Source organism: Streptomyces sp. NPDC052012 (genome assembly GCF_040689265.1).
Lineage (GTDB): Bacteria > Actinomycetota > Actinomycetes > Streptomycetales > Streptomycetaceae > Streptomyces.
The window spans coordinates 625,277-649,399 of record NZ_JBFAXA010000002.1; the positions used below are offsets into that span (position 1 = coordinate 625,277).

26 protein-coding genes are annotated in these 24,123 nt (G+C 73.1%); 11 read left to right on the forward strand and 15 right to left on the reverse strand.

Features of this window, described 5'->3' with window-relative positions; translation table 11 throughout:
- Positions 1 to 5: 5 nt before the first annotated feature.
- Complete coding sequence (locus AB0412_RS06415; protein WP_366401331.1) at positions 6 to 830, forward strand: pentapeptide repeat-containing protein; 825 nt, start codon at positions 6 to 8, stop codon at positions 828 to 830.
- 60 nt (positions 831 to 890) lie between these two features.
- On the opposite strand, the gene AB0412_RS06420 is transcribed toward AB0412_RS06415, so the two are convergent.
- On the reverse strand, positions 891 to 2,372 hold the full coding sequence (locus tag AB0412_RS06420; protein WP_366401332.1) for a cytochrome P450: 1,482 nt from the start codon (positions 2,370 to 2,372) through the stop codon (positions 891 to 893).
- 111 nt (positions 2,373 to 2,483) lie between these two features.
- Here AB0412_RS06420 and AB0412_RS06425 point away from each other — a divergent pair, with 111 nt between their 5' ends.
- Positions 2,484 to 3,092, forward strand: a complete 609-nt coding sequence (locus AB0412_RS06425) for a TetR/AcrR family transcriptional regulator (protein WP_366401333.1) — start codon at positions 2,484 to 2,486, stop codon at positions 3,090 to 3,092.
- Positions 3,093 to 3,181: 89 nt separating this feature from the next.
- Positions 3,182 to 3,910, forward strand: a complete 729-nt coding sequence (locus AB0412_RS06430) for a DUF2470 domain-containing protein (protein ID WP_366401334.1) — start codon at positions 3,182 to 3,184, stop codon at positions 3,908 to 3,910.
- Here AB0412_RS06430 and AB0412_RS06435 read toward each other — a convergent pair.
- Both AB0412_RS06435 and AB0412_RS06440 read right to left on the reverse strand, forming a co-directional pair.
- Positions 3,878 to 5,077 carry a lactonase family protein gene (locus AB0412_RS06435; RefSeq protein WP_366401335.1) on the reverse strand — a complete coding sequence of 400 codons (1,200 nt, stop codon included), beginning with the start codon at positions 5,075 to 5,077 and terminating at the stop codon, positions 3,878 to 3,880. The two genes, AB0412_RS06430 and AB0412_RS06435, sit on opposite strands and share 33 nt — an antisense overlap.
- A 623-nt stretch (positions 5,078 to 5,700) precedes the next feature.
- Positions 5,701 to 6,948, reverse strand: coding sequence for an aromatic acid exporter family protein (locus tag AB0412_RS06440; RefSeq protein WP_366401336.1), 1,248 nt, complete (start codon positions 6,946 to 6,948; stop codon positions 5,701 to 5,703).
- Positions 6,949 to 7,089: 141 nt separating this feature from the next.
- On the opposite strand from AB0412_RS06440, the gene AB0412_RS06445 reads away from it, so the two are divergent.
- The gene (locus AB0412_RS06445) at positions 7,090 to 8,475 is read left to right on the forward strand and encodes an erythromycin esterase family protein (protein WP_366401337.1); all 1,386 of its coding nucleotides are present in this window, start codon (positions 7,090 to 7,092) and stop codon (positions 8,473 to 8,475) included.
- Positions 8,476 to 8,540: 65 nt separating this feature from the next.
- Here AB0412_RS06445 and AB0412_RS06450 read toward each other — a convergent pair whose 3' ends face one another.
- Positions 8,541 to 9,029 carry an FBP domain-containing protein gene (locus AB0412_RS06450; RefSeq protein WP_366401338.1) on the reverse strand — a complete coding sequence of 163 codons (489 nt, stop codon included), beginning with the start codon at positions 9,027 to 9,029 and terminating at the stop codon, positions 8,541 to 8,543.
- Between the two features lie 206 nt (positions 9,030 to 9,235).
- On the opposite strand from AB0412_RS06450, the gene AB0412_RS06455 reads away from it, so the two are divergent.
- Positions 9,236 to 10,525 carry an ROK family transcriptional regulator gene (locus AB0412_RS06455; protein WP_366401339.1) on the forward strand — a complete coding sequence of 430 codons (1,290 nt, stop codon included), beginning with the start codon at positions 9,236 to 9,238 and terminating at the stop codon, positions 10,523 to 10,525.
- A gap of 63 nt (positions 10,526 to 10,588) precedes the next feature.
- Positions 10,589 to 10,990, forward strand: coding sequence for a hypothetical protein (locus AB0412_RS06460; RefSeq protein WP_366401340.1), 402 nt, complete (start codon positions 10,589 to 10,591; stop codon positions 10,988 to 10,990).
- An 18-nt stretch (positions 10,991 to 11,008) separates the two neighbouring features.
- Here the strand turns inward: AB0412_RS06460 and AB0412_RS06465 are convergent, their stop codons facing one another.
- From AB0412_RS06465 to AB0412_RS06480, 4 genes are all read right to left on the reverse strand, one after another.
- Positions 11,009 to 12,040 (reverse strand): SDR family oxidoreductase, encoded by a 1,032-nt coding sequence (locus tag AB0412_RS06465; RefSeq protein WP_366401341.1) that lies wholly within the window; start codon positions 12,038 to 12,040, stop codon positions 11,009 to 11,011.
- 292 nt (positions 12,041 to 12,332) lie between these two features.
- Positions 12,333 to 13,481, reverse strand: a complete 1,149-nt coding sequence (locus AB0412_RS06470; RefSeq protein WP_366401506.1) for an FUSC family protein — start codon at positions 13,479 to 13,481, stop codon at positions 12,333 to 12,335.
- Between the two features lie 99 nt (positions 13,482 to 13,580).
- On the reverse strand, positions 13,581 to 14,237 hold the full coding sequence (locus AB0412_RS06475) for an HAD family hydrolase (protein ID WP_366401342.1): 657 nt from the start codon (positions 14,235 to 14,237) through the stop codon (positions 13,581 to 13,583).
- 68 nt (positions 14,238 to 14,305) lie between these two features.
- Positions 14,306 to 15,331, reverse strand: coding sequence for a PHP domain-containing protein (locus tag AB0412_RS06480; RefSeq protein ID WP_366401343.1), 1,026 nt, complete (start codon positions 15,329 to 15,331; stop codon positions 14,306 to 14,308).
- Positions 15,332 to 15,458: 127 nt separating this feature from the next.
- On the opposite strand from AB0412_RS06480, the gene AB0412_RS06485 reads away from it, so the two are divergent.
- Positions 15,459 to 16,265 (forward strand): SDR family oxidoreductase, encoded by an 807-nt coding sequence (locus AB0412_RS06485; protein WP_366401344.1) that lies wholly within the window; start codon positions 15,459 to 15,461, stop codon positions 16,263 to 16,265.
- Positions 16,266 to 16,343: 78 nt separating this feature from the next.
- Complete coding sequence (locus tag AB0412_RS06490; protein ID WP_366401345.1) at positions 16,344 to 16,580, forward strand: hypothetical protein; 237 nt, start codon at positions 16,344 to 16,346, stop codon at positions 16,578 to 16,580.
- A 62-nt stretch (positions 16,581 to 16,642) separates the two neighbouring features.
- Here the strand turns inward: AB0412_RS06490 and AB0412_RS06495 are convergent, their stop codons facing one another.
- The gene (locus AB0412_RS06495) at positions 16,643 to 17,188 is read right to left on the reverse strand and encodes a VanZ family protein (protein WP_366401346.1); all 546 of its coding nucleotides are present in this window, start codon (positions 17,186 to 17,188) and stop codon (positions 16,643 to 16,645) included.
- 61 nt (positions 17,189 to 17,249) lie between these two features.
- Positions 17,250 to 17,912, reverse strand: a complete 663-nt coding sequence (locus AB0412_RS06500) for a DUF4230 domain-containing protein (RefSeq protein ID WP_366401347.1) — start codon at positions 17,910 to 17,912, stop codon at positions 17,250 to 17,252.
- Positions 17,913 to 18,118: 206 nt separating this feature from the next.
- Here AB0412_RS06500 and AB0412_RS06505 point away from each other — a divergent pair, with 206 nt between their 5' ends.
- Complete coding sequence (locus AB0412_RS06505; protein ID WP_366401348.1) at positions 18,119 to 19,072, forward strand: ribose-phosphate pyrophosphokinase; 954 nt, start codon at positions 18,119 to 18,121, stop codon at positions 19,070 to 19,072.
- Positions 19,073 to 19,201: 129 nt separating this feature from the next.
- Here AB0412_RS06505 and AB0412_RS06510 read toward each other — a convergent pair whose 3' ends face one another.
- On the reverse strand, positions 19,202 to 19,582 hold the full coding sequence (locus AB0412_RS06510; RefSeq protein WP_366401349.1) for an anti-sigma factor antagonist: 381 nt from the start codon (positions 19,580 to 19,582) through the stop codon (positions 19,202 to 19,204).
- Positions 19,583 to 19,833: 251 nt separating this feature from the next.
- Here AB0412_RS06510 and AB0412_RS06515 point away from each other — a divergent pair, with 251 nt between their 5' ends.
- Positions 19,834 to 20,226 carry a VOC family protein gene (locus tag AB0412_RS06515; protein ID WP_366401350.1) on the forward strand — a complete coding sequence of 131 codons (393 nt, stop codon included), beginning with the start codon at positions 19,834 to 19,836 and terminating at the stop codon, positions 20,224 to 20,226.
- 130 nt (positions 20,227 to 20,356) lie between these two features.
- Here AB0412_RS06515 and AB0412_RS06520 read toward each other — a convergent pair whose 3' ends face one another.
- Positions 20,357 to 20,662 carry a DUF4235 domain-containing protein gene (locus AB0412_RS06520; protein ID WP_366401351.1) on the reverse strand — a complete coding sequence of 102 codons (306 nt, stop codon included), beginning with the start codon at positions 20,660 to 20,662 and terminating at the stop codon, positions 20,357 to 20,359.
- A 44-nt stretch (positions 20,663 to 20,706) separates the two neighbouring features.
- Positions 20,707 to 21,732 carry a glutathione S-transferase C-terminal domain-containing protein gene (locus tag AB0412_RS06525; protein WP_366401352.1) on the reverse strand — a complete coding sequence of 342 codons (1,026 nt, stop codon included), beginning with the start codon at positions 21,730 to 21,732 and terminating at the stop codon, positions 20,707 to 20,709.
- Between the two features lie 107 nt (positions 21,733 to 21,839).
- Here AB0412_RS06525 and AB0412_RS06530 point away from each other — a divergent pair, with 107 nt between their 5' ends.
- Entirely contained in the window at positions 21,840 to 22,805 is a 966-nt protein-coding gene (locus tag AB0412_RS06530) for a cation diffusion facilitator family transporter (protein ID WP_366401353.1), read from the forward strand.
- Positions 22,806 to 22,889: 84 nt separating this feature from the next.
- Here AB0412_RS06530 and AB0412_RS06535 read toward each other — a convergent pair whose 3' ends face one another.
- On the reverse strand, positions 22,890 to 23,339 hold the full coding sequence (locus tag AB0412_RS06535; RefSeq protein WP_366401354.1) for a nitroreductase family deazaflavin-dependent oxidoreductase: 450 nt from the start codon (positions 23,337 to 23,339) through the stop codon (positions 22,890 to 22,892).
- A 69-nt stretch (positions 23,340 to 23,408) separates the two neighbouring features.
- Positions 23,409 to 24,041 carry a LysE family transporter gene (locus tag AB0412_RS06540; RefSeq protein WP_366401355.1) on the reverse strand — a complete coding sequence of 211 codons (633 nt, stop codon included), beginning with the start codon at positions 24,039 to 24,041 and terminating at the stop codon, positions 23,409 to 23,411.
- Positions 24,042 to 24,123 lie beyond the last annotated feature (82 nt).

Sequence of the window (24,123 nt, forward strand, 5' to 3'; positions counted from 1 at the left end):
ACGTCATGCGGAACAAGACGGCCGACCAGGCGGACCTGCGCGGCGACTGCGAGCAGTGCTTCGGACTGTGCTGCGTCGCCCTGCCGTTCGCCAGGTCGGCCGACTTCGCGGTGGACAAGCCCGCCGGGAAGCCCTGCGGCAATCTGCGCGAGGACCACCGGTGCGGCATCCACGCACGGCTGCGGCAGCAGGGCTTCACCGGCTGCACGGTCTACGACTGCTTCGGCGCGGGCCAGAAGGTCTCCCAGGTCACCTTCGGCGGCCGGGACTGGCGCACCGGGCCGGCGGAGCACGCCCGGCGCATGTTCGACGTGTTCCCGGTGGTGCGCCAGCTGCACGAGCTGTTGTGGTACCTGACCGAGGCCGTGAAGCTCCCCGCCGCCCGCCCGATCCACAAGGAGCTGCGCGCGGCCCTGGAGAAGACGGAACGGCTCACCCTGCAGACCCCGGAGGAACTGCGGGCACTGGACGTCGGCGCACACCGCCAGGAGGTCAACGCGCTGCTGCTCAGGGCCAGCGAGCTGACGCGGGCGGGCATCCGCGGACGCAGGAAGGACCGCAGGGGAGCGGACCTGATGGGCGCCCGCCTCAGGGGCGCCGACCTGCGCGGCATCAGCCTGCGCGGCGCCTACCTGATCGCCGCCGACCTGACGGGCGCGGACCTGCGCAACACCGACCTGATCGGCGCGGACCTGCGCGACACCGACCTCGCAGACGCCGACCTGACCGACGCCATCTTCCTCACCCAGCCGCAGGTCAACGCGGCGAAGGGCAACAGGGGTACGAAACTGCCGAACTCACTGACGCGCCCTGTCCACTGGACCGAGTGAACCCTCCAGGGGCGCGGGGAACTGCGCGAGAAACCACACACCACCCGCAGCCGACCCACTTCAGGTAGCCCCCAGAAGCTTCGCTTCGAGCGCACCCCGCACCACCCGCCGCTCCACCCCCAGCCGCAATCCCTCCGGCATCAACGTCAACCGCTCGGTCACGCGCAACCGATACCCCGGATCAGCCCGCAACTCGTACCGCCGCAGCAACAGCCCCAGCACCAGCGTCGCCTCGTGCAGAGCGAACTGCCGCCCGATGCAGGCCCGCGCCCCCGTCCCGAAGGGCTTGAAGACGTGCGGCGGACGGGACCGCACCGCCCGCGCCTCGAACCGGTCCGGGTCGAAGCGCTCCGCATCCGGCCCCCACACCTCGGGATCCCGGTGCAGCAGCGGCGTCAGCACCAGCGCCCACGCACCCCGCCGCATCGGATGCTCACCCCCGAGCACGGTGTCCTCACGCGCCTCCCGGGCGAACGCGGGTGCCGTCGGCCACAGCCGCAGCGACTCGTCCAGCACCCGGCGGACGTAGCGCAGCTTGGCCACCTGCTCGTAGCCCGGCGCCTCGGTGTCGCCCCACACCCGGTCCACCTCGGCGCGGGCGCGGGCCGCGATCTCGGGGTGGCGGGCGAGGTAGTGCAGGGCGAAGGACAGCGCGCCCGAGGTGGTCTCGTGGCCCGCGACCAAGAAGGTGATCACCTGGCGGCGGACGTTCTCCGCCGACAGCCGCTCACCGGTCTGAGGATGCGCGGTGTCCAGCATCCGGTCGAGCAGATCCCCGTCCCCGCCGCCGTCCGCGCGCCGCGCCCGCACCACCTCGTCCACGATGCGGTTGAGGCGGTCGATGTCGGCAGCGTTGCGCCGGCTAGCCCGGCGCAGCAGCAGCGGCGCCAGCGGTCCCGGCACCGAGTTCAGCCGCTGCGCGTAGGTCAGCGTCCCCACCATCGCCGTCACGAAGGGGTGCGGACGGGACCGTTCGAACGAGCCGAAGTCGTACCCGAATCCGGTGCGTGCGATGGTCTCCAGCGTCAGCTTGGTCATGTCCCCGGGCACGTCCACCGTGCGGCCCGCGGCCGCCGCCCGGTCCCAGTGGTCCGTCAGCCGCTCCGCCACCGCCAGCATCATCGTGTGGTAGCCCGCCATGGCCTCGCGGTTGAACCCGGGGGCGAGCACGTCGTGTGCCAGCTGCCAGTTGGGCTCGTGGTTGTACGCGGTGAACAGGCCGTCGCCCGCGACCGGCCGGAGATTGGCCACACCCAGCCCGACGTGCTTGGCGAAGCGTGACTCGTCGGCGAGATCGGCCACCAGGCCGGCGCCCCACACGAACACGAACTCCTTGCCGAAGGCATTCCGCCGGAAGACCGGCCCCAGCGGGGCGAACTTCATCGAGTCCTGCAGCGGAGTGCGCCTGCTCGCGCCGATCACGTCGCCGAGCAGCGGGAGACGGTACGGCGGGTGCGGGATGCGGTGCAGTTCGGGCCAGCCCAACTCGGCGCTGCGAAATCCCTTCGGCAGTCCGGACGCCTGTGTCGTCGTCTCCGCCATTGAACGATCCCCTTCGACCCGGCGAGCCTGCGCGACGCGTGTTGTACGTGAGTTCAATAACGCGCCCCAGTCTGGTCCGGCCGCTGAACCGGCGTCAAGTACAGTGCGGGAATGCCTGCGAACCAGGGCGAGCGCACCCGCCGCCGGCTCAGTACCGAGGAGCGCCGCGAGCAGCTTCTGTCCGTCGGGGCGCGGCTGTTCTCCGACAGCCCCTACGACGACGTGTGGATCGAGCAGGTCGCCGAGATCGCCGGGGTCTCGCGAGGGCTGCTGTACCACTACTTCCCGACCAAGCGGGAGTTCTTCGCGGCGGTGGTGGAGCGTGAGAGCGAGCGGATGCTGCGGATGACGGCCGCGGTCCCCGGCGTTCCGGTGCGCGAGCAGCTCACCGCGGGCCTCGACGCGTATCTCGCGTACGTCGAGGCGCACGCCCACGGCTATCGCGCCTTCCATCGCGCCGACGCGGCCGGGGATCAGGCGGTGCGCCGGGTCTATCAGCGTGCCCTCGCGGCGCAGGAGGAGCAGATCCTCGCGGCGCTGGCCGCGGACCCCGAGTTCGGCGCCGCCTTCGAGCAGCGGCCGGACGTCCGCCTCGCCGTGCGCGGCTGGCTGGCCTTCACCACCGCCGTCTGTCTGGAGTGGCTGCGCGGCTCGGAGTTGAGCCGGGAGCAGGTGCGCGACCTGTGCGCACGCGCCCTGCTCGGTGTGCTCACGCGCTGAAAGGTCTCGTAAAGAGCACGTGCCCTGGTTGGCGCACACCCCGAACTTCGATAGGTTAGGCAAGGCTTACCTAAGAGGAGGTTTCGGGGATGGGTGACGACACGCACGGCTGGACGGCCGCTCCCGGCGCGGCGGAACGGGCCCGCTCGGTGCTGGCCGCCGCATGGTCCTGTGCGGTGACCGCGGAGGGCACCCGGGAGGAGTTCGTCGGCGCCCACACCGTGACCGACGACGGACGCGTCCTGCTGCACGTGCCCGAGGACAGTGTGCTGCTCGCCGCCGCGATCTGCGCGGTGCGCGGCGAGCCGTCCGCCGTACTGGAGTTCGCCGACGTCGCACCCGTCCCGGTGCGCGGCAGGATCCGGGCCCGGCTGTGGCTCGCCGGCTGGTTCTCCGTCCAGGACGGCCACCTCGCCTTCCAGGCCACGCGTGTCGTACTGCGCCGGCCGTCCGGCACGGTCGTCGTCGACCCGGACGAGTTCGCCGCGGCGGCGCCCGACCCGCTCGTCCTCGCCGAGGCCCGGCTGCTGACCCACCTCGCCGACTGCCACGCCGACGCGGTGGAACGGCTGACCCGCCTCGTCGACACCGACAGCCTGCACGGCGCCGTCCGCGTCCAGCCGCTCGCCGTCGACCGGCACGGGCTGACCCTGCGCATCGAACGCGCCCGCTCCCACGGCGACGTACGCCTGGCCTTCCACGCGCCCGCCGACGACGTCGCCCAGCTCACCGAGCGCATGCACGTGCTGCTCTCCCAGGCGAGCGCCGCGTCCTGCCCCCGCGCCCTACAGCGGCAGCGCACAGACCGCGACAGGTGAGGCGAACGGCTCGCCCGCCGGGCGCAGCTCACCGCTGCCCTCGTCCACGTGGAACACGGTGACGGTGCCGGACTTCTGGTTCGCCGCGAACAGCAGCCCGCCGTCGGGGGAGAACGCGATGTGCCGCGGGAAGTCACCACCCACCGGCACGGTGTCGAGCAGACTCAGCCGGGCGCCGTCCCCCTCGATCGCGTACCGGGTGAGGCTGTTGTCGCCGCGGTTGGCGAGATACGCGAACGCGCCGTTCGCCGTCACCAGCAGCTGCGCCGGGTAGTTCGTGCCGGGACCCGTGCCCGTGGACTGCGGCGCGCCGATCCTCACCTGCCCCGAGTCGGGGTCGAACGCGCACACCGCCACCGTGTTGTCGACCTCGTTGGCCAGATAGGCGTACCGGCCCCCGGGGTGGAAGGTCAGGTGCCGCGGACCCGCGCCGGGCCGGGTGCTCGCGCGAGCGGCCCCGGTCAGCGTGCCGGTCCTCTCGTCGAGCCGGTAGGTGTACACGGTGTCCGTGCCCAGGTCGACGGCGAGCACATGGCCGCCGTCCGGGCTGGTGAGGAACTGATGGGCGTGCGGGCCCTGCTGACCCGGGCCGGGCGGGGGAGCGGAGTGCGTGACCAGGTCACTGCGCTCGCCGAGCGCCCCCGAGGCGTCGATCGGGTGCACCGCCACACTGCCGGAACCGTAGTTGGCGCTGAGCAGCCACCGCCCGCCCGGATGCACCGACAGATGGCAGGGCGCCGCGCCGCCGGTGCTCCGGCTGCCCAGGACCTTCCGGTCGGAGAGCCGGACGGCGGTGACGGCACCGTCCTCACGCTCGTCGACGGCGTACAGGGTCCGGCCGTCCGGGTGTACGGCGAGATACGACGGGTCGGCCACCCCGCTGATCGTCCCGGTGCCGGTGATCCGCCCCGTCGCCGGGTCGTACGTGGCCAGCCCGATGCCCTTGCCGCCGCCCTCGGCCGAGGTGTAGGTGCCGAGGCAGAGCGGACGGGGCCCGGAGGGCGACGGGCTCTCGCGCCGCGAGCCGCTCGTGGGCGCCGGTGCCTTCGGCGACGGTGAGTCCCCCGCGGGTGTCCCCTCGTCGTCGCACGCCGCGACCGTCACGGCCGCAGCCGCCCCCGCGAGCGCGCGGACGAACCGCCGCCGGCTCCACTGACCCCTGCTCATCTGCACACCTCGGTCGTCATCGGCCCGCCTATGCCCACCCACCACCCGACTCGGTAGGCCGAGAAGCTGGCGACAGCCATCCTGCCGTGCCCGGTGCGGCCCGGCTCGGTCGGCTGGGAAGCGGGCCGCAGCCGCCCGGCCGTGCCTGCTGCGCCCCGGTTCGGTGGGCCGAGAAGCGGGCCGCAGCCGCCCGTGCCGGTGCGGCCCGGCTCGGTCTGCCGGGAAACACCGTAGCCATCCGGTCGTGCCCTGCGCGGCCCTGCGCGGCCCGGCGCGGCCCTGCGCGGCCGGTGTGGCCCGGCTCGGTCGGCTGGGAAGCGGGCCGCGGCCGCCCGGCTGTGCCTGCTGCGCCCCGGTTCGGTGGGCCGGGAAGCGAGCGACAGTCATCCTGCCGTGCCCCGTGCGGCGCGGCTCGGTCGCCCGGGAAACCGCGGTCATCCGGCCGTGGCTGCTGCGGCCCGGCTCGGTCGGCCGGCGAGCGGGCCGCAGCCATCCGGTCGTGTCCAGTGCGGCCCGGCTCGGTCGGGCGGCTGGTGGTGGATACCCAGCCACCCTGGCGTCGATCATCCGCCAGGGTGAGGAGGGCCGCGCGGTTGGGGACGTCCCGGGGGCGTCGGCCGGGGTCACTTGACGCGGTGTGCCGCTCCACCGGGCTCGCGGCGCAGCCGGGCCGGTACGCGTTCCCGGAGCCGGGTCAGCCGCGGCAGGCGTTCGCGCTGCTCGCGCGTGTGCCGGTCGAGTTCCTCGAACAGCCGGCGCGTACGGTGCTCGGTGTCCATCTCGTCGAGGATGCGGTTGACCTCGGTCAGCACGGCGCCGTGCAGCTCCCACTGGTTCGGGTCGCGCTGGACCTCGTCGAGCAGCAGCTGCGCCAGCTTGTCGCGGGTGGCCGCGGCCTGCCGCAGCTGGGAGGCGAGCCGGTCCTCGGCCGACTCGGCGCTCGTGCTCACACTGGTGGTCACCAGCACGGCGAAACTGACGACGGCGTCGGCGATCTCGGACAGCAGCTCGTCGAACGTCGCGCCGGTCTCCGGCTCGAACAGCCGCTCGGGCTCCCGCTCCTTGGCCAGATCGGTCAGCGTGCGGGCCAGCACCCGCAGCACCACCGTGCAGATCTCCAGGGTGTCCAGACCCGTGCGCAGCACCACCCGGTGCAGCAGCCCCTCCCGGACCCGCGGATTGAGCCGCAGACTGTCCTCCGCCTGCCTCAGGGCCGCGTCCACCTCGACGATGTCGTGGTCCAGCCGACGGGCCTCGTGCAGCCGGTCCGCGGCCTGATGCGGCGGCGTGGGGCCGGTGGCCTGCTCACCGATGCTCAGCATCAGCTGCCGCATCCGGCGCGCCAGCCCTTCGATCGACTCCCCGGCCTCCTCCACCCACACCGGAGGCGCCAGCAGCAGATTGAACCCGAGCCCGACGACCGCGCCGATCAGGGTCTCCACGACACGGGCCCAGGCGTACTCGCCGTGGGTCGTGACCCCGAGCACCAGCATCGCGCTGATCGCCACCTCGGGCACGAACTCGTCCACGCGCACCAGATGGCCGACGACCAGCGACGCCAGGATCAGCAGACACAGACTCCACCAGGTCAGACCCACCAGGAGGCTGAAGAGAATCGCGACGAGCACCCCCGCCACCACGGAGTTCACCCGGCGCACGCCGGTCGTGAGCGTGGAGTACAGGGTGACCTGGACGACGAGCAGCGCGGTCAGCGGCGCGGTGAGGGGAGCCTCCTCGGGGCTCAGGCGCAGGGCGATGACGTAGGCGACCGTCGCCGCGACGGCCGAGCGCACCGCCTGCACGGTCACCGGGTCCCGGTGCCGCCTGACGAACTCCCTGGCATGCGCCGTCCACTCACGTACCACTCGCATCTAGCGACGGTTCCCCTTCCTTGATCCCATCGAACACGTTCGCACCTGAGGAAAACCCCACTGGCGCACCTCGGCTGTCCGCAACCGGGAACGGAGGCGGACCGGATGGTGCCGGGCGACGCGGGACGAAAGCCTTGGATCATGAAACGGCTACGCACCGGAATCGTCCCCGCCCTGCTCGCCGCCTGCCTCACGTGCGCGACGATCGGCGCCGCGGGAGCCGCACCCACGGCCACCGCCCCCGCCGCTGCGTCCGCCCGTGCCGCCCCCGCCGTGAGCGAAGGAGCGGTCGTCGCCGCGCTCGACCGAGCCGCCCACCCGCTGCGCTCCGTCGAACCGGGCGGCGACACCCGGGATCTACGGCCCCTGGACCGGATGATCGGCGAGGCGCGCCTGGTGGGCCTCGGCGAGGCGACCCACAGCTCGCACGACTTCTTCGCGCTCAAGGACCGGGTGTTCCGCCGGCTCGTCGAGGAGAAGGGCTTCCGCACCTTCGCCCTGGAGGCGCCCTGGAGCACCGGCCTGCGCCTCGACGCCTATGTGGTGCACGGGACCGGAGACCCGCGGCGCATCATGCGCGAGGAGTTCCAGCGGGACCACCTGTGGTGGAACAACACCGACTGTCTCCGGCTCATCAGGTGGATGCGCGCCTACAACGTGCGGCACCCCGAGGATCCGGTCCGGTTCATGGGCGACGACATCGCCTGGACCGGCCCCGAGCTGTACGACGCGGTGACCGCGCATGTGGCCCGGCACCACCCGGGACTGTCCGCCCGCTTCGCCGAGTTGTACCGCGGGCTGCGCCCCACCGTGACGACCGGGCCGTACATCGAGCAGTACATGAGGAAGCCGTACGCCCAGCGCCGGGAGATGGCCCACCGTACGGCGCAGGCGCTGCGGCTGCTCCGCGCCACGGGGCCGGCGCCGGGCGAGGACCGCGAGGCGCATGCCTGGGCGGTGCAGCACGCGCGGGCCATCGACCGGACCGCCGGACAGTACGCGTTCGACTTCGAGTCGCCGGCCGGGATCAGCGAAGCCATGCGGTACCGGGAGAAGGCGATGGCCGCCAACGTCGTCTGGTGGCAGCGCCGGACGGGCACCAAGGCGGTGCTGTCCGCACACGACGACCATGTGGGCTACGAGTCGGTCGACCCGGCCGGCTCCCCGGTGATGCAGGGCGCCTTCCTGCGCCGGCGCCTCGGCTCCGGCTATGTGAGCGTCGGCGTGACCTTCGACCGCGGCTCGTTCAACGCCACCGGTCCCGACGGGGTGATCCGCCGCTGGCGGGTGGGGCCGGGGGAGCCGGGGAGCAACGAGCACGTCCTGGACCGGGTGCGTCACCGCGACTACGTCCTGGATCTGCGGACCGTCGCGTCACCCGCCGACGCGTGGCTGCGCACGGCCCGGCCCACGTGGCGCGTCGGCACCGACTACCCCGACGGCCCCTACGACGTGGCCCTCGCCCGGAGCCACGATGTCCTGATCCACCTGCACGAGGTGACGGCGGCCCGGCTGCGGGACCAGTAGGGGCCGGGGCGCCTCGCGGCGAGGGCCAACAGCTTGTCGAGGTGCAGCTTGTCGAGGCAGCGGGCCTACAGCTTGTCGAGGAAGGCGTGCAGATTGTCCAGCGTGCGGTCGATCTGCTGCTCCAGGGTGAGGCTCTCCTCGAAGCGGGCCCCGGTCTCCGGGACCTTCCTGCCGCGCAGGTAGAGCGAGCAGGCGAGGTCGGTGCACATGTAGGCGCCGACCGAGTTCCCCTCCCGGCCGGCCGGACCCGCCTTGCGGGCGGTCATCAAAGAGACACCGCCGCGCGGATGGGTCGTCAGACACAGGGAGCACATGCTGCGGTGCAGAAAGCCGCGCTGGGCGGGCTGGAAGCGCAGGGCCACCCCGACCAGCCGGTCCTCGCGTTCGGTGACCAGATACGCGCGATCGGGTGCGCCCGGATCCCGCCAGCCCAGGAAATCGAGGTCCTCCCAGGGGCGTTCGCCGAGATCGCGCGGCACGGCCAGCCGCTTGGCCTCGCCCTTCGAGCAGTTGATGAACGAGTTGCGGATGTCCTGCTCGGTGAGCGGTCGCATGACGGTCTCCAGGTGCGGTCGAGCAAACCTAGGGGGTCTAGGTTTCCGGGCCAGGGTAAGGATGCCGAAGGAGGGTGGGCCAGCGAATTTCCCGGGGCTGCCTCGTCCGGCATTAGTTCACAGCGTGAAATAAGGGAGGAGGAAAGTCGCGCGGAACCGGCCCCGGGCGGTATGTTGCAGGTCGGGCAGGGGGCGGAAGGAGCCACATGGCGGGGCGGAACGGGCGCACGGTGCGCGATCTCAGGCGAGCCAACCGTACGGCCGTGCTCCAGCGGCTCTACTTCGACGGACCCCTCAGCCGCTTCGAACTGGGCCCGGCGACCGGACTCAGCTCCGGCTCGGTGAGCAATGTCGTCGCCGATCTCGTGGCCGACGGCCTGGTCGAGGAGGCCGGCAGCGTCGACTCCGACGGCGGCCGTCCGCGCACCCTGCTGCGGGTCGCGCCGGGCAGCGGCCACATGATCGGCGTCGACGTGGGCGAGACGCGGGTGCGCGTCGAGCTGTTCGACCTCACCCTCACCGAGCTCGCCCGGGCCGAACGCCCGCTGGAGCAGCAGCGCTACGCGGTCGAGGTCATCGTCGACCACATCCGCTCCGGCATCGCCGACGTGCTCACCGCGGCGGACCTGGCGCCCGACCGGCTCCTCGGCGTCGGCATCGGCGTCCCGGGCATCGTCGAGCGCACCGGCGACCGGGGCGCCGTCGTGCACGGGCAGACCATCGGCTGGGACGCCGTACCGCTGGAGGCCCTGCTGCGCACCGGCTCCCCGCTGCCCGCCACCGTGCCGTACTTCATCGACAACGGCGCGAAGACCCTCGGCCAGGCCGAGATGTGGTTCGGCGGCGGACGCGGCGCCCGCAACGCCGTCGTGGTCCTCTTCGGCTCCGGCGTCGGCGCCTGCCTCGTCACACCCGAGGTGGAGCACGGCCGTGCGGTCGAGTGGGGCCATCTGACGGTACGGGTCAGGGGGCGCCGCTGCCGCTGCGGCGCGCTGGGCTGCCTGGAGGCCTACGCGGGCGCCGAGTCGCTGCTCGCCAGGTGGCGCGAGGAGGGCGGCCGGGTGCCCGAGGGCACCGACGAGGAGACGGCGCTCACCGCGATGCTCGCCGCCGCCTACCCGGCCGACGGCACGGCGGCCGACGGGACCGCGCTCGCCGTACTGGAGGAGACCGCCGAGTACCTGGGCGCGGGGCTGTCCGACCTGATCAACCTGTTCCAGCCCGAGCGCATCCTCGTGGGCGGCTGGGCCGGGCTCCAGCTCGGCTCCCGTTTCCTGCCCGCCGTGCGGCGGCACGCCCGGTCGTACGCACTGCGCCACCCGGCCGAGAAGGTGACGATCGACATGGGCCGTCTGGGGCCCGACGCGGTCACCGTCGGCGCGGCGATCCTGCCGCTCGCCGACTTCTTCGCCCGTGGCGGACGCCGTCCGGAACCGGACCCGGAGTCGCCGCCGCCCGCCTGGCGCACCGCGCTGAGGGAGCGGGCACCGCGCTGAGGTTTTGCCGGTCACGGCGGAGGTACTCGCGGAGGCTGTCCGACGGAACGAAGGGAGAGTGCCGTGACCGACCACCGCCTCGAAGGACCGGGTGAGAACGGTGCGGCCGTCCCCCGTGACCTGCCCGACCAGCAGGCCGGCGCCGGCGAGGACCCCTGGGAGGTGGCCCCCGGCGCGGCGCAGCAGGCTGCGGAACGCGAGTCGGAGGGATCACCGGAACCCGCCGAGCCGACCGAGCCGACCGAACAGAGGGAGCCGGGGGAGCCGACGGATCGTACGGAGCCTACGGAGCCGTCCGGCGCCGACGAGACCGAGCCGGAACAGACCGAGCCGGAACAGACCGGGCCCGGGGAGACCGAGCCCGACGTGCCCGACACGGACGAGGCCGGCACCGGCCGCCGCGGCGCCCCGCACGCCGCGTCGCCCAACCCGGAGCACCCCGTCCCCGACGAGTCGTCCGCCTGACCGGTCCCGCCACGGGGCTCAGCCCACCTTCCTGCCCCGCATCGGTTCCGTGTCCGCTCCCGCGCTCTCACGCAGACCCTCCAGGAACTCCTCGAGTACCTCCGTCGCCGTGTGCAGCGGGCGCCAGCCCAGTTCCGCCCGCGCACGGGTGCAGTCCATCAGCGGCAGCCGCAGTACCGCGTCGAACAGGTGCGGCGACGCGGGCAGCAGATGCAGACCCCAGGCCGCGGCGACCGCCGAGCGGGCCGCGGTGCGGGGCAGGCGCACGCGGCGCGTGCCGAGCATCTCGCTGAGCAGTTCCGCGTCGACCGGTGGCTCGGCGGCCAGGTTGAAGGCACCCCGCACGTCGCCGTCCAGCACCGCCAGCCGGTAGGCGGTCGCCGCGTCGTCGGTGTGCAGCGCCTGCACCCGCAGCCCGGGGATGTCGGGCAGGAACGGCAGCACATCCGGTCGCAGCAGCGGGCCCGGCAGGAAACGGCCGCCGAAGATACGGCGCTGTTCGCTCGCCGACTCACGCTTGAACAGGAACGCGGGCCGCATCCGCACCACCCGCGTGTCCGGATGATCGCGTTCGAAGGTGTCCAGGGCCCGCTCCAGATACGCCTTCTCCCGGCAGTACGCGGCGTCCGGCCAGCCGTGCGTGGGCCACGACTCGTCGACCGCGTGATCCTTCGGGCCCGGCGAGTACGCCCCGACCGACGAGGCGTGCACCAGGGCCGGTACGCCCGCCTCGGCGACCGCGTCGAACACGCGCATGCCGCCCAGGACATTGGTGCGCCAGGTCGTCGCCGGATCGTGCGTCGGCTGGAACGCCCAGGCCAGGTGGATCACCGCGTCCGCGCCCGCGAACTCCTCGGCGAGGTCGGACCCCTCGGAGGCCAGATCCACCGCCGACCAGGTGGTCTTCGCCGGTGACCACTCCGGGAGGCGCCGGGCCAGGCCCAGCACGGATGCGACCCGCGGCTCCTCCGACAGGGCGCGCACCACACTGGTGCCGACGTTGCCCGTGGCGCCCGTGACCACGACCCTCATGCCCGCGTTGCTGCTCACCGTCCACTCCTCTCGGCCGGATGCTCCGTGGAGCCGACCGAGTACCCGGAAGACGGGCCGGGAAAGAGAAAGCCCCGACCGCGACGGGGGAATCACGGTCGGGGCGGACAAGGGGTGGGCGCGGATGGCGGTCGCCTCTCGGCGAAAGGCTCCACAGGGCTTCAGCCGAACGATCGTCCCTGTGGGCGAATGGTGAGGCCCGGGGACACTGTCCCATCCGCACCCACGCCTCGTTCAACGGGCAACCACCCTCGGGTGTTCCGCCGAATGTCTCCGTTTGGGGTGATGTGCGTCACTCGCCGTGTACTTCCGGAACGAGGTCGGCCCAGAGGTTCTCGGCCTGGAGCAGCAGCGTGCCCAGCACCGCCGCCCGCGCGGCCCCCCGCCCGGCGTGCTCCCGCAGCCCTTCCTGCAGGTCCTCGTGCAGCTCCCGCATCACCGCCCCGGTCCGCTCGTCCGGCCGGGAGCCCGTGGCGGGGCCGTTGTCCCGCAGGCGGCGGGCCTCCGCGCGGCAGGTGTCGCCGATCAGCTCCAGCAGCCGTCCGTAGCCGCGCAGCACCTCCGTGTCCGGCGGAGCGGGCGTGCGGTCCTCGTCGGCGGCCACCGCCAGGGTGCGCGTCAGCGCCGTGACATGCCCGATGACCCTGCTGAACCGGTCGTCCTCCTCCTCCGGCGGCAGCGCGGCGGTCGGCGCACGGTGCAGGGCGCGCAGCGCGCCCGACGTGAACCGCAGGCTCTCCCGGCTCCAGCCGCGCGCCGAACGCAGGGCGTCCAGCCGACTGTGCAGCCGCAGCGACGCCGCGTGCCGGTCCGCGGCGCTGTGCGCGTCCCAGTCGCCCTCCCGCAGATCCCCGGCGACCGCGTGCAGCAGATCGCCGGTCTCCCGGGCGAGCGCGGACAGGTTCTCCCGCACGTCCCGCAGATGGATCGGCGGCAGGACGAGCGCGTTGACGGCGACACCGATGGCCGCGCCGAGCGCCGCCTGACCGAGCCGGTGCCCGACCGCCGCCGCGCTCACGGTGCCCGAGGCGATCGTGAACAGGGCCGTGGTGGCGGCGTAGACGCCCTGGTCACCGAAGCGCGGCCAGTTGGACAGCAGCATCAGCACCGGGATCGACAGCGCCAGCGCTCCCGTCGCGTCGTCCGTCACCACCTGCGCCCCCGACGCCACCAGGGCACCGACACAGATCGCCGTGAACTGCCGCCCCGCCTGCAGCACCGAGCTGTAGACGGTCGCCTGCACCAGCACCAGCGCCACCCAGGGCGCCATCAGCGCCATCGGATCGCCGAGCCACACCCACGCCACCAGCCACGCCAGCAGCGCCGCCGCGGCGGCCTTCAGCGACTGGACGAGCTGGTCCCGTTCCCGCCCCGGCCCCCGCCAGGCGGCCCGCGCCGCCCGTCCGGCCGTCCGCACGTCCCGCCGTACGGCGTCCGCCATCCGGGGCAGCGGCGCCGCACGGCCGCCCGCGTCACCCTGCCCCACCGTCTCCTCCCACACACGCGTCATGCGCAGCGGGTATCCCCGAGCCCCGGGAGCTCACGCCAGCGGACTGCCCGCCAGCGAGGCCAGCAGGTGCGCCGGGTCGTCGTAGACCGCCTCGGCGCCCGCCTCCTCCAGATCGGCGCGCGGGATGCCGCCGCACAGCACGGCCACACAGCGCACGCCGGCCCGGCCTGCCGCCCGCATGTCCCACACGGTGTCGCCGACGAACACCGCGCGCCCGGCGGGCACCCCGGCGAGGTCCAGGGCGTGCTCGACCGGTTCGGGTGCGGGCTTGCCCTCGTCCACGTCGTCGGAGCTGGCCGTCGCGGTGATCGCCTCGTCGGCGTCGATCGCCCGGCGCAGCGCGCTCAGTTCCGCACCGCCCGCCGAGGTGGCCAGCACCACCTTCCAGCCGTCCGCGTGCAGCCGCTTCAGCAGCCGGCCCGCGTCCGGCAGGGCGGGCAGCCGGTCGAAGTACTGCCCGTACAGCGCCTTGTGCGCGGCGCTCAGCTCGGCGTCGCGGTCCGTGTCCCGCCCGTCGCCCAGCAGATGCGCGATCAGATCGGTGGAGGGCAGGCCCACGGCCCGGTGGACGGCGTGCATGGGCACCCGGTGGCCCGCCTGCCGGAACGCCTCCCACCAGGCCGTCACATGCAGATGGTTGGTGTCGACCAGCGTGCCGTCGACGTCGAACACGGCCGCGCGTTCCATTCCTGTCCCTTCCTCCGACTTCTCGTGAGCGGCGCGAGTACCCACGTCCGCCCGCCCGTCCTCGCCCGTCACGGCAGCCTGCGCTCCCGCGTCCAGCCCAGCAACTGCTCCAGCGACCAGGTGGTGACCACCCGCTCGGGCGGCACCCCGCACTCCTCCGCGCGGGCGCAGCCGAGGATCTGCCAGTCCAGCTGGCCCGGCGCGTGCGCGTCGGTGTCGATGGAGAACAGCACGCCCGCCTCCACCGCCCGGCGCAGCAGCCGCTTCGGCGGGTCGAGCCGCTCGGGCCGGCTGTTGATCTCCAGCGCGGTGCCGGTCTCCGCGCACGCCGCGAACACCTGGTCCGCGTCGAACTGCGACTCGGGCCGCCCCCGCCCGCTCAGCAGCCGTCCGGTGCAGTGCCCGAGCACGTCCGCGTGCGGATTGCGTACGGCGGCGACCATGCGGCGGGTCATCGAGCGGGCGTCCATGCGCAGCTTCGAGTGCACGGACACCACCACGACGTCGAGCCGCTGCAGCAGCTCCGGCTCCTGGTCGAGGGAGCCGTCCTCGAGGATGTCGCACTCGATGCCGGTCAGCAGCCGGAACGGCGCCCACGTCTCGTTCAGCCGCGCCACCACCTCCAACTGCTCGCGCAGCCGGTCCGCCGACAGCCCGCGGGCCACGGTCAGCCGCGGCGAGTGGTCGGTGAGGGCGGTCCATTCGTGCCCGAGCGCCGCCGCGGCCCGGCCCATCTCCTCGATCGGGCTGCCGCCGTCCGACCAGTCCGAGTGCACATGGCAGTCCCCGCGCAGCAGCGCCCGCAGCGCCGCACCGCCCCGCTGTGCCGGCGTCTCCGCCGCCGCCTCGCCCTCCAGCTTCTCCAGATAGCCGGGCACCCGGCCGTCCAGTGCCTCCCGCACCACCTGCGCCGTCTTCGGGCCGACCCCCTTCAGCGACTCCAGCGACCCCGCCGCCGCCCGCTCGCGCACCTCCTCGGCGCCCAGCTCCGTCAGCACCCGGGCGGCGGTGCGGAACGCCCGGACCCGGTACGTCGGCGCCAGTGACCGCTCCAGCAGAAAGGCGATCCGCTCCAACGCCTCGACGGGATCCATCGGCCACCTCCTCGCTCCAGAGTTCCCCAGCAGGCGTACCGCCGCACGGCGTAAGCGCCGGTTTGCCCCCTGTCGCGCCGGGTACTGCGATGCCTCGTTCCGCTCCCTGCCGGCGAGGAGGCCGTCGATGTCCGCTCCCACCACCCCTGCCAGGGCCGCCGTGATCACCGGCGCCGACTCCGGCATCGGCCGGGCCACCGCCGTACGCCTGGCCGCCGCGGGCCTGGACGTCGGCATCACGTGGCACAGCGACCGGCAGGGCGCCGAGGAGACGGCCGAGGAGGTACGGGCCCACGGCAGGCGTGCCGAGGTCGCCCCGCTGGACCTCACCCGGCTGCCGGCCGCCGCGGACACCGTCGACGACCTGTGCGAGCGACTGGGCCGCATCGACGTGCTGGTCAACAACGCCGGCACGGGCACCATGACGCCCTTCCTCGACCTCGACCTCGCCACGGTCCGCGAGGTCCTCGACGTCGATCTGGTCGGCCCGTTCCTGTGCGGGCAGAAGGCGGCCCGGCACATGATCCGGCAGGGCGACGGGGGCCGCATCGTCAACGTGACGTCCGTCCACGAGCACCAGCCGCGCGTCGGCGCCGCCCCCTACTGCGCGGCCAAGGGCGGCCTCGGGCTGCTCACCCAGGTGATGGCGCTGGAACTCGCCGAGCACGGCATCACCGTCAACGCCGTCGCCCCCGGCGAGATCGCCACCCCCATGACCGGCCAGGAGGACACCGACCCGCACACCGAGTCCCGCCCCGGCGTCCCGCTGGGGCGGCCCGGTGACGCCCGAGAGGTCGCCGCCGTCATCGCCTTCCTCGCCGGACCGGACGCCTCGTACGTCACCGGCGCCTCCTGGAGCGTGGACGGCGGAATGCTGCGGATGGGCCCGCAGGCCGGATCGCACCTGACGAGCGACGACTGGCGACGCCCCTGACGGAGGCCCGGCGGCGCCCGGGGACGAATGCCGCACCCGAACGCCGCGTTCGCGCCGATTGCGCTCTACGCTCTATTCATGACCGAAAGCGCGAGCCCGCACATCGCCCATCCGCGGATCATGGTGCTCGGAGTGCAGCCCGGGAAGCCCCCGTTCCGGATCGTGGAGATCGACGGACAGGTGGTCGGCGAGGCGAAGGCCGTCACCGATGTGCTGCAGGCCGCCGCCGCGTTCGGGATCACCGTCCACGACCTGGACGACCCGGACGTGGTCCGCTGGGTGGGCGGCGACAAGTTCACCTGGACCGTGCACTAGAAGCACGGTCGCGTCCCACGGCGCCGGCGCCCGCGGCGGGCGCCGCGGGCGGCCTGTGCCGCTCACGCCTCGCGCCGCCGTGCGTGCACGGCGCGGCCCAGCCGCCGGCCCAGCAGCAGATAACCCAGCAGCGCGCCGCCGGTGTTCAGGATGACGTCGTCGACGTCGAAGGCACGCCCGGTCACCAGCGCGCCCTGCGCGAACTCCACCAGCAGCATCACGACGGCGGTCAGCAGCAGCACCCGCAGGAACCCCCGGGTGCGCGGCGCGACCACCGGCGTGAGGATGCCGAAGGGCACGCCCAGCAGGATGTTGCCGCCGATCTGCCGCACCGCGTCCTGCAGCGCCGGCTGCTCCAGATAGGCCCGCAGCGAGCGTCCGGGGTGCAGATTCGTGTGCGTCAGCGCCTCGGAGGCGGGGGAGGGCTGCAGGGTCAGCCGAGCGAGGATCACCGCGAAGACCACCATGAACACGAAGGCGCACAGCATCGCCAGCAGCCGCAGGGGCAACGGCAGCGGACGCCGCCCGTCCGGCTCCTTGGCGCCGCGCGCCGGCGGCCGGGGGCGCCGACGCCCGGCGGAGACGGGATGCGAGGCGGTTCGGGCCATGGGGTCCTCCAGTCGTCGACATGCGTGCGTGGGACGGCGGTTGCTGCGGCGGACGGCCTCCTCAGCCGCCGTAGGTGACCTTCACGTCCTTGAAGCCCAGGGAGCGCAGCAGACCTTCGAGCATCTCCGTGGTGTTGGCCTCCGCCCGGGCGGTCAGACCGCTCTCCTTCGCCGCGTCGCCGATGTGCCGTACGGCGAGCTTCTGCACGGCCTGTTCGCTGTTGGGGTTGTCCGAGAACAGGTCGCCGAGCCGGTCGAACAGCCCGCGCTGCTTGGACACGGCGTAGGAGCGCTCCGGGTCCAGGGCCGGGGCCCCCAGGCGCGCGTGGGGCAGCCGCAGGGTGGCCGACGTACGGCCCTCGTCGACGCGCACGGCGTCCTTGCCGACCTTCCCCAGGTCGACGTAGGCGTCCACGGTGCCGGCCCCCACGTACAGGGTGCGGCTGCCGCGCAGCGCGTCGGGCAGGTACTTGGCGTCCTTCTCGAGGTCGACGACGACCTGGAAGTTGCCGGAGGCGGCCTCGTAGCGGCTGAGGTCCTGGATCGACTCCAGCAGCGCGGGACCGGAGCGGTCGCGGGTCTCGGTGCCGAACACGTCCTTCAGGCCCGGCAGACCGCTGAGCCGGATGCCGGCGAGCAGCACGACGAGCAGCAGCACCACCGCGCTCAGCGCCTTCACCCAGGCCGGCATGCGCGCGGACAGGCGCCTGATGGGAGTCGTCATGGCGGACGGCCCTCCTTCCTACGGGTGCGCATGCCCGCCATCTCCGGTGTCAGACAGGCCGGTTGGGGGACGGACGACGGCGCCGGGCGCACGAAGGGGGCGCACACACCGCACCGGATGCCGGACCGGCGGCGGAGGGGGAGCGCCGCAGCAGGCCAGTAGCATGAGCCTGGCCGGGCCGACATGATCATGCGAGGAGACCGACCGTGCGAGACATCGCCGTGTTCAGCGGCAGTGCCCATACCGAACTCGCCGAGGAGGTCTGCGCCCATCTCGGCGTGCCGCTCAGCCCGACCCGGGTCAGCCGGTTCGCCAACGACTGTCTGGAGGTCCAGCTCCAGGCCAACTGCCGTGAGCGGGACGTGTTCCTGGTGCAGCCGCTGGTCAAGCCGGTGCAGGAGCATCTGGTGGAACTGCTGCTGATGTGCGACGCGGCCCGCGGGGCGTCGGCGTCCCGGATCACCGTGGTGATGCCGCACTACTCCTACGCCCGCTCCGACAAGAAGGACGCTCCGCGCATCTCGCTCGGCGGGCGTCTGGTCGCCGATCTGCTGGTGGCGGCGGGCGCGAGCCGGGTCCTGGCGATGACCCTGCACGCGCCGCAGGTGCACGGCTTCTTCTCGGTGCCCGTCGACCATCTGCACGCCCTGCGCGAACTGGCCGCGCACTTCCGGCAGTACGACCTGAGCCGCACCACCGTCGTCTCGCCCGACCTCGGCAACGCCAAGGAGGCGGCCCACTTCGCCCGGCTGATCGGGGCCCAGGTGGCCGCCGGCGCCAAGCAGCGGTTCGCCGACGACCGGGTGCAGATCAGCTCCGTCATCGGCGAGGTGGCCGGACGGGACGTCATCGTCCTGGACGACGAGATCGCCAAGGGCAGCACCGTGCTCGAACTGCTCCAGCGGCTGCGGGAGTTGGGAGCGCGGTCGATCCGCGTGGCCTGTACCCACGGGCTGTTCGCGGCCGGCGCGCTCAAGCGGCTGAGCGAGCAGCCCGACGTGCTGGAGATCGTGTGCACCAACACCGTCCCGGTGCCGGCGCACGAACACACCGACAAACTGCGGATCCTGTCCATCGCCCCGGCGCTCGCGGAGGCGGTGCGGCGCATCCACAACGGGGAGTCGGTCAGCGCCCTGTTCGACACACCGCCGACGGCCTAGGGGATGTCCGCCCGGCACTCCCCCAGCCTCCGGCCGGGGGGACCCCCAGAGCACGCACCGGAGGCCGCAGGGCCCGCCCTCCGGGCGGACGACGCGACGTTGCGGACCCCCTGGGGAGCGGCCAGTCGGTCACACGGGTCCCGGGGTCGCCTCCGGCTGCTCCAGGGCCGCGTCCAGCGTCGGACGCGGCGGCAGCAGCCGGGCGAGACCGGTGATCCGCAGCATGCGCAGCGTCAGCGGGTGGGCGCACACCAGGTGCAGCCGGCCACCGTGGTCCATGACCCGGTGCCGGGCGCGGTAGAGCAGCCGCAGGCCGGAGCAGTCGAAGAACTCGATCCGGGTCAGGTCGATCACCACCCGGGCGTCCGGCTCGGCGGTCGCCGCGTCCAGATGCGGGACGATCTCCGCTGCCGCGGCGATGTCGATCTCACCGCGGAACTCCAGCACCGTGTGTCCCCGGTCCCGGTGGACGCGCAGATGCCGGGTCAGCGGTGCAGGTTCGTGCCGCACGACGCCATCGCCTCCAGCCTGCTCCGTGCGCGGGACTCCCCGGGTTGCCCCGGGACGGGGAGCGGCGCCAACACCGTTCCCCGCCAAGCAAGTTACCCTCGACCGACTGAATTTGAGCATGTTCGATTGACATATGTCTCCGAATTGCAGCCGTAGACGCGGCTCCCGACTGAATCCGCTCGGTGGGGATATCCGTTCTCCTACAGGGCGGGGCACGGCCGCCCCGCGACCCCGGACCCCGCGGAGGAGACATGGCACTGGTGAAGGCGGGCGTCGTGGTGCTCGACTGCGCCGAGCCCGAGAAACTCGCCCAGTTCTACAAGGAGTTGCTGGACGCCGAGGAGACGGACGCCAACGCCAACCGGGTGGAGCTGCGGTCCGGTGACGGCTTCCGGCTGGCGCTGCGCCGCGACGTCAACGCGACCGCCCCGAGCTGGCCCCGCCCCGAGAACTCGCTCCAGGCCCACCTGGAGTTCGTGGTGGACGACGTCGACGCCACGGAACGCCGCATCGTGGGTCTCGGCGGCCGTCCCATGGAGGCGACCGACTCCACGGGCCCGCTCGACGAACGGGGCTACGCCGACCCGGCCGGCCACTCCTTCACCCTGCGCCGCGGCGCCCCCACGTCCCCCAAGCAGGGCTGAGACCGACGCACACGCGACGAGCCGGACCGCAGGCACCCGCCGAGCCGGACGCACACGACGAGCCGGGCGCGGACGCACGCGAGGTGCGGCCCGCGCCCGGCTCGACACGCGTCCCGACGGACCCGGCGTCTCAGTCGCGCCCCTCCTTGTCGGGGGCGGGCCAGGTGCCGGTCGAGCGCTCGATGGCCTTGGCGCCGGCCCGGTCCACGGCGCTGCGCACCACCGCGAAGATGGCGCCCTGGATCGCGGCCGCCAGCAGGATCTCGCCCCAGCGGCGGTCCCGGTCCAGCGCGTCGGGTGCGTTGTCCTCGTGCCGGATCACCTTCCAGGTCTTCTGGAAGGCGAGACCCGCCACGGTTCCGCTGGTCCAGCCGAGGGCGAACCCGATCGGCTTGTACGCCAGCGGCAGCTTCTTCTTCTTGCTCTTCTTCGCCACGTGGATCTCCTAGGTCGCTCGGCTGTGGTCATGGTCGAATCGGGTCAGGGGCGGCCCCGGGCGGGGACCTCCTCGTCGGCACGGACCGGTCCCGGCGGGGTCCCGTCCCCGAACGGCCGGCCACCCAGCTCCTCGCGGTGATGGGGCGTCAGCCAGCCGGACAGGTCGGGACCGAGCGGCACGATGCCGGTCGGGTTGATGCCGGTGTGCACCTGGTAGTAGTGCCGCTTGATGTGGTCGAAGTCGACGGTGTCGCCGAAGCCGGGGGTCTGGAAGAGATCGCGGACGTACGCCCACAGGACCCGGTTCTCCGTCAGCTTCCACCGGTTGCACTTGAAGTGGCCGTGGTACACGGCGTCGAACCGCACCAGCGTGGTGAACAGCCGGATGTCCGCCTCGGTGATCGTGTCGCCGACCAGATACCGCTGCCCCTCGAGCCGCTTCGCCAGCAGCTCCAGCCGCCGGAACACATCCGTGCACGCGGCCTCGTACTCCTCCTGCCCGGTGGCGAAACCCGCACGGTACACGCCGTTGTTGACGTCGGCGAAGACGTCCGCCATCACCGCGTCGATCTCGTCGCGCCGCTCCTTCGGGTACAGGTCCGGCGCCCCCTCCCGGTGCAGGGCCGTCCACTCGGTGGCGAGGTCGAGCGTGATCTGCTGGTAGTCGTTGGTGACCAGCTTCCCGCTGGGCACGTCCACGATCGCCGGCACACTCACCCCGCCCGGGTAGCCGGTCTCCCGCCGGTCGTAGGCCTCGCTCAGATACCGGATGCCGAGGACCGGGTCCCGGCCGCCGGGATCCAGGGTGAAGCGCCAGCTGCGGTCGTCCTGGACCGGGTCGGCCACGGCCAGCGACAGCGCGTCCTCGAGGCCGAGCAGCCGCCGGGACACCAGCGCGCGGCTCGCCCACGGGCAGGCCCGGCTGACGACCAGCCGGTACCGGCCGGGCTCCACCGGCCACCCGTCCTCGCCGTCGGCGGTGATCCGGTCCTTGAAGTGTGCCTTCGACCGTGTGAACGCCTTCCTGCCGTAGGAGCTGTTGCCGCCGTCCCCGTCGTCGCGGCTCATGGGTCTCCTCCTCCTCGCCGTTCCCGTTCAGGGGTCCCTGTGACCGCGTTCCCCGTTTTCCGCGGTCGGCACGGTGTGACCTAGTCCGACCGGGGCAATCGCCCGACGTGAGTACACGATCGGATCGCAGGACCAGGGTCACCGTGCTGGTGGCGCTCGGGGCCAATGTGGTGATCGCGGCGGCGAAGGCCGTCGGCGGGCTCGCCGTGGCGTCGCCGGCGCTGCTGTCGGAGGCGGCGCACTCGGTGGCGGACAGCATGAACGAGGTGTTCCTGCTGGCCGCGCTGCGCCGCAGCCGCCGTCCCCCGGACCGGCGCCACCCCTTCGGCTACGGCAAGGAGCGGTTCTTCTGGTCGCTCCTCGCCGCCGTGGGCATCTTCGTCATGGGCGGCTGCTTCTCCTTCTACCAGGGCGTCGAGGCGTTGCGCGGCGGCGGCGCGGAGGACCTCGGCGGCTATGTGGCCGGACTCGTCGTGCTCGGTGTCGCCCTCCTCGCGGAGGGCGGCTCACTGCTGCGGGCGCTGTACCAGGTGCGCAAGCAGGGCGGCGCGGGCAGCGGACTGCGCGACCCGGCGCTGCGCACGGTGGTCGCCGAGGACGGCACCGCCGTGCTGGGCGTGACCCTGGCCGCAGCCGGCATGGTGCTGCACATGGTCACCGGGCAGGTGGTGTGGGAGGCGGCCGCCTCGTTCGCCATCGGCGCGCTGCTGGTCTACGTGGCCTACCGGCTCGGACGCGACGCCCGCGCCCAGCTGGTCGGCGAGGCCGCCGACCCGGAGGCGAGCGAGCGGATCCGGGCGCTGCTGCGGGCCCAGCCGGAGATCGACAGCGTGGAGGCGCTCTTCACGATGAAGACGGGGCTGGACACCGCTCTGGTGGCCGCCAGGGTCGACCTCGCGCCGGGTATGGACAGCGAGCGCGTGGAGGACGTCGCCGTGCGCATCAAGCAGTCCATCGCCGATGTCGTCCCCGAGGCGGAGCAGATCTTCCTCGACGTCACCGACCACCGCGCCCCCGAGGCCCGCGAGGCATGGGAGAGCCCCGCCGCGACGGGGGAACGCGGCGGGGCCTGACACTCGGATGCCCGGCGCCGGGGACTTCATGCACGCCGAACGGAGCAATTTCCGGCGAGATCCGCAGGCCGAGGCAGAGGGCCGTCAGCCGGCGTCGACGGGTTCCAGCACGAGGACCGGGATCTCCCGGTCCGTCTTGCGCTGGTAGTCGGCGTACGGCGGATACGCCGCGACCGCCCGCTCCCACCACTCGGCCTTCTCCGCCCCGCTGACCTCACGGGCCGTCATATCGCGCTTGACCGGGCCGTCCTGGAGCTCGACCCGCGGCTCCGCGCGGAGATTGTGGTACCAGACCGGATGCTTCGGCGCCCCGCCCAGCGAGGCCACCACCGCGTACCGTCCCTCGTGCTCGACCCGCATGAGCGGCGTCTTGCGCAGCTTGCCGGTCTTCGCGCCGCGGCTGGTCAGCACGATCACGGGGTAGTTCGTACCCTGCAGGGTCGTCCCCTCCGTACCGCCGGAGCGCTCATAGCGCTCCACCTGCTCCCGCACCCAGCGCGTCGGGCTCGGTTCGTACTCTCCGTCGAGAGGCATGCCATCCGTCCCATCGTCGTCACCGGTCGACTGTGCTGTGTGCCATGCAACACCGACGACCGTACGGATTCATCCGTGCGACACGGCCATCCGCAGCGCGAGGGCCGTCATCACCGCGGCGGCCACCAGCGCGGTCACCAGTCGTCCCCGGTGTCCGGTCAGCGCCCGGCCCAGCAGCGCGCCACCGCCGGCGAGCAGCACCTGCCAGCTCGCGGACGCGGCGAAGGCGGCCGTCACGAACACCGCCTGCTCCGTCGCCCCCGCCGTCGTGCCGGCCTGCGAGCCGAGCACGAGCGCCGCGAAGTAGATCACGGTGGTGGGGTTGAGCAGCGTGATCCCGAGCAGCACGGCGTACGCCCGCGCGGGGTCCGGGGGAGCGGGGGCACGGCGGGTGGCGAGCCGGCGGTCGCGGTACTGCCGTACGGCGCCGGCCGCGCTCCACGCCGCCAGCGCCAGCAGCACCAGCACACAGACCCAGCGCAGCGGCCCGAGCACCGGCCGCAGCGCGGACGCCAGGGCGGAGCCGCCGACGGTGGCCGCGAGGGCGTACAGACCGTCCGCGGTGGCGACCCCGAGGGCCGCGCAGACCCCCGTGCGCAGCGAGGTGCGGGCGGTGAGGGAGACGAGGTAGGTCCCGACGGCGCCGACGGGCACGGCGATGCCGTACCCGGCGATCAGCCCCGCGACGAGGGCACCGGTCATGAGCCGGGCGGTGTCGGTCTCAGCATGGGTGGATCCTGCGGCTGAGGGGGTGGTGTGGACAACCGATTTTTTGCGGATCGCG

What these genes read in the sequence shown, in the direction of transcription:
- AB0412_RS06450 (WP_366401338.1), bottom strand. Translation starts at nt 9,029, where the DNA reads ATGCGACCGCTCACCGAGCAGGACATCCGCAACTCGTTCATCAACTGC.
- AB0412_RS06475 (WP_366401342.1), bottom strand. Translation starts at nt 14,237, where the DNA reads ATGGAACGCGCGGCCGTGTTCGACGTCGACGGCACGCTGGTCGACACC.
- AB0412_RS06490 (WP_366401345.1), top strand. Translation starts at nt 16,344, where the DNA reads ATGACCGAAAGCGCGAGCCCGCACATCGCCCATCCGCGGATCATGGTG.
- AB0412_RS06535 (WP_366401354.1), bottom strand. Translation starts at nt 23,339, where the DNA reads ATGCCTCTCGACGGAGAGTACGAACCGAGCCCGACGCGCTGGGTGCGG.
- AB0412_RS06470 (WP_366401506.1), bottom strand. Translation starts at nt 13,481, where the DNA reads ATGGCGGACGCCGTACGGCGGGACGTGCGGACGGCCGGACGGGCGGCG.
- AB0412_RS06540 (WP_366401355.1), bottom strand. Translation starts at nt 24,041, where the DNA reads ATGACCGGTGCCCTCGTCGCGGGGCTGATCGCCGGGTACGGCATCGCC.
- AB0412_RS06525 (WP_366401352.1), bottom strand. Translation starts at nt 21,732, where the DNA reads ATGAGCCGCGACGACGGGGACGGCGGCAACAGCTCCTACGGCAGGAAG.
- AB0412_RS06425 (WP_366401333.1), top strand. Translation starts at nt 2,484, where the DNA reads ATGCCTGCGAACCAGGGCGAGCGCACCCGCCGCCGGCTCAGTACCGAG.
- AB0412_RS06420 (WP_366401332.1), bottom strand. Translation starts at nt 2,372, where the DNA reads ATGGCGGAGACGACGACACAGGCGTCCGGACTGCCGAAGGGATTTCGC.
- AB0412_RS06430 (WP_366401334.1), top strand. Translation starts at nt 3,182, where the DNA reads ATGGGTGACGACACGCACGGCTGGACGGCCGCTCCCGGCGCGGCGGAA.
- AB0412_RS06495 (WP_366401346.1), bottom strand. Translation starts at nt 17,188, where the DNA reads ATGGCCCGAACCGCCTCGCATCCCGTCTCCGCCGGGCGTCGGCGCCCC.
- AB0412_RS06415 (WP_366401331.1), top strand. Translation starts at nt 6, where the DNA reads ATGCGGAACAAGACGGCCGACCAGGCGGACCTGCGCGGCGACTGCGAG.
- AB0412_RS06445 (WP_366401337.1), top strand. Translation starts at nt 7,090, where the DNA reads ATGAAACGGCTACGCACCGGAATCGTCCCCGCCCTGCTCGCCGCCTGC.
- AB0412_RS06455 (WP_366401339.1), top strand. Translation starts at nt 9,236, where the DNA reads ATGGCGGGGCGGAACGGGCGCACGGTGCGCGATCTCAGGCGAGCCAAC.
- AB0412_RS06500 (WP_366401347.1), bottom strand. Translation starts at nt 17,912, where the DNA reads ATGACGACTCCCATCAGGCGCCTGTCCGCGCGCATGCCGGCCTGGGTG.
- AB0412_RS06435 (WP_366401335.1), bottom strand. Translation starts at nt 5,077, where the DNA reads ATGAGCAGGGGTCAGTGGAGCCGGCGGCGGTTCGTCCGCGCGCTCGCG.
- AB0412_RS06480 (WP_366401343.1), bottom strand. Translation starts at nt 15,331, where the DNA reads ATGGATCCCGTCGAGGCGTTGGAGCGGATCGCCTTTCTGCTGGAGCGG.
- AB0412_RS06440 (WP_366401336.1), bottom strand. Translation starts at nt 6,948, where the DNA reads ATGCGAGTGGTACGTGAGTGGACGGCGCATGCCAGGGAGTTCGTCAGG.
- AB0412_RS06485 (WP_366401344.1), top strand. Translation starts at nt 15,459, where the DNA reads ATGTCCGCTCCCACCACCCCTGCCAGGGCCGCCGTGATCACCGGCGCC.
- AB0412_RS06515 (WP_366401350.1), top strand. Translation starts at nt 19,834, where the DNA reads ATGGCACTGGTGAAGGCGGGCGTCGTGGTGCTCGACTGCGCCGAGCCC.